This is a genomic window from Thermonema lapsum, assembly GCF_011761635.1.
In the GTDB taxonomy this organism is placed as follows: domain Bacteria; phylum Bacteroidota; class Bacteroidia; order Cytophagales; family Thermonemataceae; genus Thermonema; species Thermonema lapsum.
In genome coordinates this window covers 431,956-444,385 of record NZ_JAASRN010000001.1, presented here as the reverse complement: position 1 = coordinate 444,385, position 12,430 = coordinate 431,956, and the positions used below count along the sequence as shown (strand labels likewise).

The following is a 12,430-nucleotide window of genomic DNA, read 5'->3' as shown; positions in this document are numbered from 1 at the left end:
GAAATGATGAGCTTAGAAGAAGTATTAAAAAAATATGAACCAGTGATTGGGCTTGAAGTACATGCCCAGCTCAAAACCCAAAGTAAAGCTTTCGCACCGGAAGAAGCGATTTATGGCGCGCTGCCTAACACCAGCGTCAGCGTGATAACCTTAGCGCATCCGGGGGTACTGCCCAAAGTAAACAAACGCGCCTTCGATTTTGCTATTAAGATGGGTTTAGCCTGTGGATGCCGTATTACCGAATACAATTATTTTGACCGTAAGAACTACTTTTATCCTGACTTACCCAAAGGGTACCAGATATCGCAAGATAAAACCCCCATTTGCCGTGGGGGAAGCCTTCGTATTAAACTGCAAGACGGCTCAACCAAAAACATTGGCATTACACGCATCCATATAGAAGAAGATGCGGGGAAATCCATGCACATCGAAGGTGAAGAAGAGAGCTTTGTGGATTTCAACCGCGCAGGTGTCCCCCTCATTGAAATTGTGAGTGAGCCGGACATCAGAAGCGCCGAAGAAGCCTATGCTTATTTGGTAGAGATAAGAAAGCTGGTCCGTTACCTCGACATCTGTGACGGCAATATGGAAGAAGGTTCTTTGCGTTGCGACGTAAACGTATCTATTCGACCAAAAGGAACTGAACGCTTCGGTACTCGTGTAGAGGTAAAAAACCTAAACTCTTTTGGTAATGTAAAGAGAGCCATTGAGTTTGAGATTGTCCGGCAGGCAGAACTCATAGAAAAGGGTGAGTCTTTTACACAAGAGACACGCATGTTCAATGCCGAGACAGGACAAACTTACAGCCTGCGCACCAAAGAGTCGCTGAACGATTATCGCTATTTTCCGGAGCCAGACTTAACACCAGTGTATGTTACTCAAGAATGGATTGAGCGTATCAAACGGGAAATGCCGCCATTGCCTTGGGAGCTATTCGAAAAATTTACCAAGCAATACGGCTTGTCGGAATATGATGCAGAAGTATTGACTTCCGAAAGAGATATTGCTCTCTACTACGATGAGGCATGCCAATACACTAAAGAATATAAAGCAGTAGCCAACTGGGTAAGTGTACAGGTGAAGGCTTATCTAAATGAACTGGCATATACGATTGAGGAATTTCCGCTGAAACCCAAAGCTATAGCAGAGCTGGTCAACCTCATTGCAGAAGGGAAAATTACTCATAACATAGCATCCAAACAGTTATATCCTCTGATGCTTGAAAATCCACAAATAGCACCCGAGGTTTTAGCACAACAACATCAGTTGATAGTAAATGCCAATACAGATGAGCTGCTTGGAATTGTAAAGGAAGTAATTGCTCGTTTCCCTGACAAGGTAGAGGAATATAAAAGCGGAAAAAAAGGCTTATTAGGTATGTTCATGGGACATGTGATGCGTGCCACACAAGGGAAGGCAGACCCCAAGTTGGCAACGCGCCTGCTGCAAGAAGCTCTGGAACGCTCGTAATCACTAAATAAAAAAATATTATGTTAAGTAATATAAAACCCATAGCCCTATACATCCTTCTAGGAAGCGTAGCGGCTTGCTCTTCGAAAGAAGGAGCAGAAGCGCCGAACAAAGTGCAAATTACAGGGAAGGTAATTACCGGGCGCTCACAAGATACTTTGCGACGAGTAATTTTAGATGTCGTAAAAAATAATGAATACAAAGCCGTAGATACCGCCGATATTGATAAAGAAGGGTACTTTGCTTTTGATGTGGAACGTGTAGAGGACTTCGGAAGGCTCAGATTTGAAAACAGTGCTACCATTCCTGTGTATATCGACAGCTCTTTACACTTGGAAAAGATAGACCCCTATGCTCCCATCGTTTCCTATTCTATAAAGGGAGCTTCGAAGGTCAACCGCGAGATTGCGCTCTTCCTTGATATCCTACGAGAATTTAATGTGGCGAATGACTCTTTAAGTAAAGCATACATAGAGGCAGAGCAGGCGGGAGATGAAGCCCGTAAAATGGTATTAGAAGAGATATTTCGCGAATCCTATTTTACTTCTGTAAATAAAACCAAGGAACTCATCAATACTTTGGTGCCTTCTGTATCTGTGATTTATGCAGCTAGCTTGCTCAACATGGCAGATGATGCTCTTTTCTTAAAAGAGCTGGCGGAAAAAATCAAAAAAGCTTATCAAGATAAACCAATGCCTTCTGCTACCAAGCGTTTCGTCGAGTATATGTCGCAAGTAATCTTGCCAGAGGAAATGTCAAGCGGGGGACCAGAAATAGGAAGTACAGCCCCTGATTTTACACTTCCACAACCAGACGGCAATCTGTTGAGTCTCTCACAGTTAAAAGGTAAATATGTGCTTGTTGACTTTTGGGCAAGCTGGTGTGGTCCTTGCAGGAAAGAGAACCCACAAGTAGTGTCTTTGTATCAAAAATACAAAGGCAAGGGGTTTGAAATACTTGGTGTTTCACTCGATGATAAGAGAGAAGCTTGGTTGCAGGCTATAGAAAAAGATGGACTCGGCTGGCGGCATGTATCAGACCTGAAAGGATGGCAAAACGAAGCGGCACAGCTTTATGGTGTCAATGCCATACCGATGACCTACCTTTTAGACCCCAACGGTACCATCATTGCCAAAGGGCTGCGTGGTCCTTCACTCGAAGCGAAGCTCGAAGAGCTTTTCGGGAAGAAATAAGTTTCTCTTTTTTACTTCAATAACTCCTTAAGCGCCTTCCAAAAAAGGCGCTTTTTTTCTGCATCCTCGTAGATATCGCTTAGAGCGTCTGCCCATAATAGGCTCACTCCCTCCACTTTCTGCACTTGATATTTGGTTGTGGTGGGTAGGTTGGAAAAGTGTGTCGCCGGAGAAATGCCAAAGAAAATGGTCCATCGATTATGCAAGTCGTAAATACAGTCTTCCGGCAGGTCTTCGATATGCAGAAAGGTTACTTCACTTTGTGGCAAGCCATGAGGGAGTAATTGCCCCATGGCTTGAACTATTTTTGTAACGAAAAGTCCTTCTTGGTCCATCAATTTAAAATTGGCTTGTTTACCAACAAAAACCATCGGTTTTTCAAAGGTAACAAGCGTGCTTAAGCGTACCCTGTTTCTTATTAAATAAATAGGGGTGCCATCAAAAAACAGCTTCAACCATTCTTGTTGTTTCGTCATTTTATTCGGCTGTGGGGTATAAATTTTTAGAAAGCAGTTCTTTCAGCTCAGTAGCGTCTTGAATTTGCATCCTGCCGCTTAGTATTAAACGTAACTCACGGCGATGTATGGCACTTTCATAGAGTCGTTTCTCTTCTTCTGTCTCTGGTATTACCTCAGGCACGTCGATAGGGCGTCCTGTTTGGTCCACAGCAACAAAGGTATAAAACGCTTCATTGGTTTTATGCTTGGTTTGTGCAGGAATGTCTTCTGCCCATACCTCGAGATGTACTTCCATGGAAGAGTTGAAGGCTCGGGTTACCTGTGCTTTTATGGTTACTACATTTCCCAGTTTGATAGGGTGTCGAAAGGATACATTATCGACAGACGCTGTTACTACAATCCTGTTAGAATGTTTCTGAGCTGCTATAGCAGCAGCTATGTCCATAAAATACATCAACCTTCCTCCCATGAGATTGCCCAAAGTGTTGGTATCGTTGGGCAGTACCATCTCGGTCATAGTAGTAAGTGATTCCTTTGCAGCTTTTGCTTTTCTTGCCATTGCTTAGTTATTTTTCCATCCGTGTTTACCTAAGAGAGGTACAAATTTAAATAAATCCCCTGCTACTTCTTCGAAAGTGTTTTCACTTTTGCGTATGATACAGTACATGCGTTGGATACGTAAGTCTCCAATAGGAGCTACAAGGCGTCCCCCTATGGTCAACTGTTGTTTTAGCTCTTCGGGTATGGAAGGCGCAGCGGCGGTAATCAATATACGGTCGAAAGGTGAATGCTGGAGCATTCCTCGGCTGCCATCGCCACAAAAAGCTTTTATTTGCTTGTCGAGTCCTAACAGGACAAACATTTTTTGGGCTTTACTGTATAGTTTACTGTGATATTCTATTGTAAACACTCTTGCGCCCATCGCTGCCAACACACAAGCTTGATAACCAGAGCCTGTACCTATCTCCAATACCTTCATCCCGGGAGCAACTTGCAAGAGTTCCGTCTGATAAGCAACTGTATAAGGCTGTGATATGGTCTGCCCCTCATCTATGGGGAAGGCTTTATCTTGATAGGCATGCTCAAGAAATACTGAATCTAAAAACCAGTGGCGGGGAATTAGCTCTATAGCCTGTAATACACGCTCATCCCGAATACCCTTTTTACGCAGCTGGTTTACCAATCGACGGCGCATGCCTTTATGTCTGTAGCTATCTTCATACATCGCAGAGGTGATGCTTTTTTTAATAAAACAAAAATACTACTTTGTGGCGTTAAATCACCAAAATGTGCATTCAACTATGTTTACAGGCATTGTCGAAGCTGTTGGAAAAATCATTTCGATAAATAAGCAGGGTAATAATCTTTTATTCACAGTAGAAGCGCCTTTTGCACAAGAGTTAAAGATAAACCAGAGTGTAGCTCACGATGGCGCTTGTTTGACGGTTATAGAAGTAAACAAAAGCAACTATGTAGTAGAAGCAATCCAAGAAACTCTTGATAAGACAAATTTAAGTACATGGAAGAAAGATTACATCGTCAACTTAGAGAGGTGCTTGCCTGTCAATGGACGATTTGACGGGCATATTGTGCAAGGACACGTCGATACAACTGCCGTATGTGTGCAAAAAAAAGAGGAAAATGGAAGCTGGCGTTTTTGGTTCGAGTATCCTGCTGAAAAAGGAATTACCGTAAGTAAAGGTTCTATTACCGTAAACGGTATCAGTCTGACGGTAGTGGATTCGGAAGAAGGGGCTTTCTCAGTAGCCATTATTCCCTATACATATGAACACACCAATTTTAAATACATGGAAGAGGGGAGTAAGGTAAATATAGAATTTGATATTATCGGCAAGTATGTTCAGCGTCTTATAAAAGGGTATCAATAAAAAAGAGCGCGAACTTGTTTAGCTTTTCTTGTCCGCGCTCACTTACTATTCGAGTGATAGCCAATCTATTCCTTTCTTTAAAAGGGCTTGTGTGTCTGCTTCGAGGCTACCCGGTTCGGGCTGATAATTATACTTCCATGCAGCCAAAGGAGGCATGCTCATGAGTATTGATTCTATGCGTCCTTGAGTTTCGAGTCCAAATTTGGTGCCCGCATCATACACGAGATTGAATTCTGCGTAACGACTTCTTCGGATGAGTTGCCACTCTTTTTGTCTTTCTCCAAAGGGCAATTGGCGTTTACTTGATACAAGCAACTTGTAAGCAGGTACAAATGTGTGTCCTACCTCTTTGACAAACTCCCACAAAGCCACCTTACTCATTTGCTCATCTTCGGTCAGGCGGTCAAAGAATATGCCGCCAATGCCACGAGTTTCTTGTCTATGGGGAATAAAGAAATAGTTGTCTGCCCAGTCTTTAAATTTAACATAATAATCTTTATTGTGTTTATCACAGCAGGCTTTTAGCATGCTATGGAAGGCGGCAGCGTCTTTCTTATCGATATAATGAGGGGTGGCATCGATGCCACCACCAAACCAGTATTGACCATTAGAAGCTTCAAAATAACGCACATTCATATGGATGATGGGAACCCATGGATTGAAAGGATGCAGCACTATTGAAACACCGGTAGCAAAAAATTCTCCTTCTGGCAATACACCCTTCTTTACCAAAGGAGAGGGGGCACTGCCATACACCGCTGAAAAATTAACACCTCCTTTTTCTATCAATTGCCCGTTCTGAATGATTCTTGTTCTTCCACCTCCACCGCCCGGGCGCTCCCAAAGTTCCTCCTCAAATGTTGATTTACCATCTAAAATTTCCAGTTCTTGACATATGTGGTCTTGTAGTCCACGAAACCAATCAGCAATTATTTTTTTGTCTAATTCATTCATACAAGTTGATATTTTAAACTTTTGTTTAAATCAAGACTAAAATGGATAGCCTATACCTATGTTTAAAAGAGCAGCGTTGCTTCCACTGAAAGGTTTTCTGATAGACAATTCATTTAGTACCCATCGATTACCGATGGGGCGAGCTGGGTCTATTGCTTTAATACCTAAATCTAAACGAAGTAACAGAAAAGTAAAATCGAAACGAAGTCCAAAGCCAGTACCTACGGCTATTTCCTGCCAGAACTTTTCTGTAAACTGAGCACCGGGGCGGTCAGGGTCTTTACTTAGCGTCCATACGTTGCCCATATCTACAAATAAGGCACCATTGACAATCCACCAAATTTTAAATCTATACTCTACGCCACCTTCTAAAATGATATTTCCCGGTTCTTCAAAGCGGTATGAAATGTTGCCATTGTTATCTATATGATTGTAACTACCGGGACCCAGACGTCTTGGAGGCCATGCCCTTATACTGTTGCTCCCACCGGCAAAAAAGAATTTTTCGTAAGGAACCGTAGTAGAAGTTCCATAAGGCCACACTGCTCCTCCAAGAAAACGCATGGCAAGTGTTGTTTCTTTAGATAGCGGATAGTGATAACGAAGGTCTGTGTAGAATTTTAAATACTTAAAATAGTTTAACCCAAAGAAAGTATTGTCTCTTTTTAGTATTGTATTGTTAAATAAGTTCAGTATAGCACCACCTGATTCGCCATAAAATCGAACAAAGCGAGATATGGTGTTGTCACTTGAAATATCGTTGTAAGTCCAGCTTCCGTGTGAGCTGGTGATGAATGCATTTCGAAAACTTTGTTGTATAGTTGGCGATGACAACTGTGCTAAAAAAGCATCGAGGGCAGCGGTTTTTTCTGTGTTTACAATATTGATATCAAGCGGAGAAAAATCATAACGGTAATAAGGAATTCTGCGCCATTGGTAGTTGATATACAAGTTTGAGTTTCTTCTGGTATATTCTGGACGGTTGGTAAAGTTAAACGATAAACCAATAATTGTTTTGGGCTGCTTTTGAAGGAATTTGTATTGCCACTTCTTTGGTAAAAGAAAATGAGGGATACTAAGACTGCTGCTGTAGTTCACTTCCGTAGTAGAATACACCTGTGATTGGTCGGTAAGGCTGGTTTGTCCATCTATAGCGAAGCGAAAGCTATTTTCAAATACTTCAATGCCCCCAAATGGGTTTCTGTTTTTTAAGCTGAAGTTAACAAAAGGACCGGGTAAACCTTGCACTACGTTTAAGCCGGTTTCACTGGTAAACGAGAACTTTTCCATAGGGGCAGCACTAATGATGGGAGTCAAGTTGGTGGAGTCGTTATCTTGCAAAGTAATGTTGACGAACTTAAACATATCAAGGGAGGAGAGAGCTTGTTGCGTCTTGCGTATGCTTGATTCTTGAAACCAATCGCCTTCATGGAGATAAATCTGCTGTGCCAATATATTGGAATTGAACTTCCTGTCAGCGAGGTATATACGCACATGCCTGCCGTCGTATGTTTGTAAATACTGGGCTCTGGCTGTGTCTATGCGACCACCGTTCTTGTTAGAGGGTACGACCAGAAAATAAGGTGCCGTGAGTTTATAGCGTAGATGCTTCCCTTGTAAGTTATCAGGGGCTATTTGCCCTAACTCCCTGCCCAAAATCTTTACATTTAGCTTGCTGGTGTCTATCCGGCTGGGGACATTGATGACAAAGCGTATGGCTGCACTTTTCCGGCTTTGAGAAGTATCTACTTCTATGGTAATGTAGTCGCGGGTAAAGCGAAAATATCCATTTTCACGCAAATAAGATTCGATACTTGCTCGCATGTTGTCCAAACGGTCTCTGTCATAGTGATGCAGCACTTTGCTTTGCCGCTGTATGAATGATGAAAGAAGGGTGTTAAGGTCTTCTTGTGCACTGATTACTTCTATGCTGTCCACCCTGTAGGCGACGCCTTCATGAATTATGTATGTAACCTTGGTCAAACGCCCCTGTTTAGAAATGGTATCTGTTTTGAAAGTTACTTCGCATTCAAAAAAACCCTTAGTATGTAAAAAATTGCGCAGGTTTCGTACCGACTCGTATGTTTTACTTTGGTTTAGAATAACTGGAGGTTCCCCCACCACACGCATGAGAAAGTTGCCTTCTTTTAGCTTTGTTTCTAGCTTTTTTAGTTTCTTGTCCCGTTTGTAAATCAGCTTATTTACCTTTGTATTGTTGCCGACATGTTTTTCTATCTTTTTTTGGTATTTTTCCCTGTTTTGGTTGATTTGCTGCTTTACACGTTCGGGATTGAAAAACTGTTTTCCCAGATAGTAAATCTCCACATAAGGCATGAAACCAAAAATTTTCCGATTGGGGCGCTGCATGAGATACGGTTCGAAGAGCTCCCTGTCCAATGAATCTGTTTTAATTTCTTGACGATACAATATGTATTCATTCTCTTTAAGGGAAAGTATGCTAAAGCAGCTGGGTAGAAAAAACAGCGACAGAAGTCCAAAAACTGCTACTTTTGCTTTTGAATACATACGTGCCTTCATCGGAAAATCTATGTGCAATGATAACGAATAAATGGAAAAAGACCTTATGGCAATTGCAACAGAAGAAGTATAGAAAACAGTTAGGGCTTTTTGTGGTAGAAGGTCGCAAGATAATAGAGGAGTGCTTGCGTTTTGCGCCGAAGCGCGTGGAACGGGTTTTTGCAAATAAACAATTGTATGCACTATGGCAAGACGCTTATCCGCAAATTTGTATAGAAGCAGTGCCGGAAAGCGATATTCAGGCATACAGTGCCTTGGAAAACAACAAAGAAGCTATTGCCATCGTACGTATCGAGCCTGTCGCAAACGAGACGCTTTTTCAAAAGCAGCAGAACTTGATTGTATATCTGGACCACGTACAAGACCCCGGTAATCTGGGCACTATCATGCGCATCTGCGATTGGTATGGGCTGACTTATTTGCTCGCCTCTGAAGATACCGTAGATGTATGGAATACTAAAACCATACAGGCAAGCAAAGGGAGTTTTTTGCGTGTCAACGTACATTATTGCTCCATAGAAGATGCTTTAAAAACTATGAATCAAAAAGCAGTTGTTTGGGGGGCAGACCTCGAGGGGCAGAATATTCATCTTATTGAAAAAAAGGAAGAGGCAGCATATGAAAGTTTGCTGTTAGTCATGGGAAACGAAGCCAATGGAATACGACAAAATACACGGGCGTTTATTGACAAGTATGTAACCATTCCTCGCTATGGCGAAGCAGAATCATTAAATGTAGCTATGGCTACAGCCATTCTTATAGATAACCTTAAAAGAGTGGGCTATTGATGGCTTCATCTTTAAGCCGCTTGGCAATATCATGCCCAAGATACCTCTCTACAGCATAATGAATTATATAAAGAAGAGGTGTGGTAAGTATGGCGATTAGAAACTTGTAAGAATAGTTGATGATGCCAACAGATATAACTTCTTTCAAACTCCAAGGTCCAAAAATATAAAAAGCTATATAAATAACCACAAAGCTATCTATGAATTGGGAAATAATTGTTGAGCCGGTAGCTCTGAGCCATATGTACTTTTCGCCGGTTCGTTTTTTAAACAAAGCAAACACAGTTGCATCTATCAACTGACCAATCAAGAAAGCAGTAAGCGAGCCGATGATAATTCCCAAGCCTTGGCGATATATGGTGTTGTAAGCATAGTTTATATCTATGGGGGGGACGACTTTCTCTTTGTATATGGCAATCCAGAAATCGGCAGCAGGCAACTCGGTTGTTATGCTAATGCCTACAAATGCGTAGGCGATAAGGGCTGCCGTAAGGATGGATAAATAACGAACACCGCCTTTACCGAAATACTCATTCACGATATCTGATATGATAAATACAACAGGCCATATCACAACACCTGCAGAGAGGTTAAAATCCAGACGGGTTCCCATAATTGGAATTTGAGCAGGAGGGAGCCCCAACAACCCTTCGAGAGAAAATATTTTTACGCCTATCATTTCTGCCAGCAGAGCATTGCTGATAAAAATACCACTTAATACAAGAAGCAAATGAGTTCTTTTCCGGTAATATTGCTGTTCTTTATGCATGTGTCTTACTGTGATTCAGTTGGTTGAGATTAAGTTGCATGCCTTCTTTAGCTATATATACAGAGGGAAATATGCGTTCTGCTTCTTCGCGGAAAACGCTACGGTTGGGGTAGCGGTAAGAAAAATGCCCAAGCAAAAGATGCTTTGCGCCGCATTTTTGTGCGATGGTAGCCGCTTCTTGCGCCGTTGAGTGAAAGGTTTTTTCTGCAAGTACTCGGTCTTGCTCCAAAAAAGTAGCTTCATGGTAAAGCAGCGTTACTTCTTTACAATACTCTATGATGCGTTCATCATAGGCGGTATCGCTACAATAGGCAAATGATAGTTTAGGTAAAGGCTCTGTATAATCGTCGCAGTGGTACAAGAGAGTACCATCTTCTGCCAAGATATTTTCACCTGCTTTCATGCGACGTATGTATTCGAATGGAATGCTGCTGGTATGCTCATTTGCCAGAAACCGGCGCTCTTGCTGAATCTGTGTTATGCGGTAGCCTACAGTAGGAATTCGATGCTTTAAGGGAAAAGCAACAACCTCCCAGCGGCTATCTTTATACACTGTAGAAAGGGTGTCCTCGGGCACAGTGTAGTATTCAATAGCATACTTCAATTGCGTATCGGAAGCCCTTAGAATAGCTGTTAGTATCTCTGCCAAACCATGGGGGGCATATATAGTCAAGGGCAGCTTGCGTCCATGCATGTGCATGCTCATGATGAGACCTACCAAGCCTATATAATGGTCTGCATGCAAGTGAGAGATAAATATGCGTCTCAATTTATTGTAGTTACCCCCATAGCGGAAAAAGGGAACTTGTATGCCTTCACCGCAGTCAATAAGCCATTGCTCGTCGTTCAAGTTGCTTAGCAGCAAGCCAGAGGTGTAATACTCAAAAGAAGGCACAGCGGCTGCCGTGCCCAGTACCGTCAACCATATGGGGTTCATATTGTCTATTCTTGTTCTTGGTCGTGATTATTGTTCAGTTCACGTTCTATCTCATCCATAAAAATAGCCTCTATGGCTTCGTGTTGGGTAGGAAGGATGTTGATGATGCGGTCTAATTGTGAAATAGAAAGCAGTTTGGCTACATGCTCATTAACCTCACACACCACAAAAGAGCCTTGGTGCTCGTTACTGAGTTTATTGCCTACTAATATGGCGCTAAGCCCCGAAGAATCGATGTATTTTACTGCTGATAAGTTGAGTACAAAGTTTTTAAAGCCTTCTTTTTCTACTAAGTCGTGAAATATAGATTTTAGCTCGGAGGTATTGATTGCATCCAGTTTGTGCACCTGCGGTGCTATAATGGCTACTTTTTCGTTTTTTTCTATATGAAAATTCATAGTTTTACATGGTTTTATGTCAATAATAACTGTTCTGTTTCCAGATAGTTGTTAACATTGCTTTCTATCCGCTTCATAAGCGCTTCGGTAGTGAGGGAGGGGTCTGGTTCTATGGTTTCACCTGTCATAGTGGTATATAACTCCATGTAGCGGCGCATAATATCTTCTACCACTTCATTGGTCATGGTAGGCACACGCTGTCCTTCTTTGCCTTGAAAGCCATTCTCTATGAGCCACTGCCGCACAAACTCTTTAGACAATTGTTTTTGAGGCTTTCCCTCTTTTTGAAGCTGCTCATAGGTGTCCCAATAGAAATAACGGGAAGAGTCCGGCGTATGTACTTCATCTATCAGGTGTAGCGCTCCGTTATGTAAGCCAAATTCATACTTTGTATCCACAAGAATGAGATTACGCTCTCGCGCCATTTGAGTACCTCGTTCAAAGAGCTTCAATGCAACTGCTTCTATTTGCTCATAAAGAGGTGCTGGCACAATTCCTCGCTTGATAATTTCTTCTTTGCTTATATCTTCATCATGCCCGCTGTGTGCTTTGGTGGTAGGGGTGATGATGGGAGTGGGGAGCGGGTCGTTCTCATGAAGCCCTTCAGGCAAGGGCACTCCACACAACATACGATGACCAGCCTTGTATTGACGCCATGCGTGTCCTGCCAAGTACCCTCGTACGACTATTTCTACTGGAATGGGCGCACATATCTTCCCGACGGTAACATTTGGGTCAGGCGATGCTAAAACCCAGTTCGGGACAATATCGGCAGTCCTTTGCAGGAAATGCAGCGCTATACGGTTAAGTATTTGCCCTTTGTAAGGTATGGCGCGCGGAAGAATGACATCAAAGGCAGAGATGCGGTCTGTAGCGACCATAATCAGGCGGTCTTTGAGGAAATAGAGGTCGCGTACTTTGCCGCGTTGCTTCTTTTCTACATTGGGAAAAGAAAAATCTGTGTATTGAATGGCTGCTAACATAAACTTAATTGTAAGTTTCTTTTGGGCAAGCAAGTTACAAATTTTAAGCGTAT

13 protein-coding genes are annotated in these 12,430 nt (G+C 42.3%); 4 read left to right on the top strand and 9 right to left on the bottom strand.

Features of this window, described 5'->3' with window-relative positions; all coding sequences use genetic code 11:
- The first annotated feature begins 3 nt into the window (after positions 1–3).
- Both gatB and FHS56_RS11915 read left to right on the top strand, forming a co-directional pair.
- On the top strand, positions 4–1,470 hold the full coding sequence (gene gatB / locus FHS56_RS01890; RefSeq protein WP_394352624.1) for an Asp-tRNA(Asn)/Glu-tRNA(Gln) amidotransferase subunit GatB: 1,467 nt from the start codon (positions 4–6) through the stop codon (positions 1,468–1,470).
- 20 nt (positions 1,471–1,490) lie between these two features.
- Positions 1,491–2,663: a peroxiredoxin family protein gene (locus FHS56_RS11915; RefSeq protein WP_243844124.1), complete on the top strand. Its 1,173-nt coding sequence runs from the start codon at positions 1,491–1,493 to the stop codon at positions 2,661–2,663.
- 11 nt (positions 2,664–2,674) lie between these two features.
- On the opposite strand, the gene FHS56_RS01880 is transcribed toward FHS56_RS11915, so the two are convergent.
- The 3 genes from FHS56_RS01880 to FHS56_RS01870 all read right to left on the bottom strand — a co-directional run bounded on the left by FHS56_RS01880 (position 2,675) and on the right by FHS56_RS01870 (position 4,346).
- The gene (locus tag FHS56_RS01880; protein ID WP_166918187.1) at positions 2,675–2,956 is read right to left on the bottom strand and encodes a hypothetical protein; all 282 of its coding nucleotides are present in this window, start codon (positions 2,954–2,956) and stop codon (positions 2,675–2,677) included.
- Positions 2,957–3,140: 184 nt separating this feature from the next.
- Positions 3,141–3,680, bottom strand: a complete 540-nt coding sequence (locus tag FHS56_RS01875) for an acyl-CoA thioesterase (protein ID WP_166918186.1) — start codon at positions 3,678–3,680, stop codon at positions 3,141–3,143.
- 3 nt (positions 3,681–3,683) lie between these two features.
- Complete coding sequence (locus FHS56_RS01870) at positions 3,684–4,346, bottom strand: protein-L-isoaspartate(D-aspartate) O-methyltransferase (protein ID WP_166918185.1); 663 nt, start codon at positions 4,344–4,346, stop codon at positions 3,684–3,686.
- A gap of 76 nt (positions 4,347–4,422) precedes the next feature.
- Here FHS56_RS01870 and FHS56_RS01865 point away from each other — a divergent pair, with 76 nt between their 5' ends.
- Complete coding sequence (locus tag FHS56_RS01865; protein WP_166918184.1) at positions 4,423–5,010, top strand: riboflavin synthase; 588 nt, start codon at positions 4,423–4,425, stop codon at positions 5,008–5,010.
- A 45-nt stretch (positions 5,011–5,055) separates the two neighbouring features.
- Here the strand turns inward: FHS56_RS01865 and hemF are convergent, their stop codons facing one another.
- The gene (hemF, locus tag FHS56_RS01860; RefSeq protein WP_166918183.1) at positions 5,056–5,964 is read right to left on the bottom strand and encodes an oxygen-dependent coproporphyrinogen oxidase; all 909 of its coding nucleotides are present in this window, start codon (positions 5,962–5,964) and stop codon (positions 5,056–5,058) included.
- Positions 5,965–6,000: 36 nt separating this feature from the next.
- Positions 6,001–8,490, bottom strand: coding sequence for a translocation and assembly module lipoprotein TamL (tamL, locus tag FHS56_RS01855; RefSeq protein WP_449441500.1), 2,490 nt, complete (start codon positions 8,488–8,490; stop codon positions 6,001–6,003).
- Positions 8,491–8,519: 29 nt separating this feature from the next.
- Between tamL and FHS56_RS01850 the strand changes: the two genes are divergently transcribed.
- Complete coding sequence (locus tag FHS56_RS01850; protein WP_166918181.1) at positions 8,520–9,290, top strand: RNA methyltransferase; 771 nt, start codon at positions 8,520–8,522, stop codon at positions 9,288–9,290.
- On the opposite strand, the gene FHS56_RS01845 is transcribed toward FHS56_RS01850, so the two are convergent.
- From FHS56_RS01845 to FHS56_RS01830, 4 genes are read right to left on the bottom strand one after another with little or no spacing between them, the layout of a single operon-like run.
- A complete protein-coding gene (locus tag FHS56_RS01845) occupies positions 9,271–10,059 on the bottom strand; it encodes a queuosine precursor transporter (protein ID WP_166918180.1) in 789 nt (262 codons plus the stop codon). The genes FHS56_RS01850 and FHS56_RS01845 overlap by 20 nt on opposite strands.
- On the bottom strand, positions 10,052–10,996 hold the full coding sequence (locus tag FHS56_RS01840) for a ribonuclease Z (RefSeq protein ID WP_166918179.1): 945 nt from the start codon (positions 10,994–10,996) through the stop codon (positions 10,052–10,054). The genes FHS56_RS01845 and FHS56_RS01840 overlap by 8 nt, the downstream gene beginning before the upstream one ends.
- Positions 10,997–11,001: 5 nt before the next feature.
- Positions 11,002–11,394 (bottom strand): STAS domain-containing protein, encoded by a 393-nt coding sequence (locus tag FHS56_RS01835; protein ID WP_166918178.1) that lies wholly within the window; start codon positions 11,392–11,394, stop codon positions 11,002–11,004.
- Between the two features lie 14 nt (positions 11,395–11,408).
- Positions 11,409–12,377, bottom strand: a complete 969-nt coding sequence (locus FHS56_RS01830) for a phosphoribosylaminoimidazolesuccinocarboxamide synthase (RefSeq protein WP_166918177.1) — start codon at positions 12,375–12,377, stop codon at positions 11,409–11,411.
- Between the last annotated feature and the right edge of the window lie 53 nt (positions 12,378–12,430).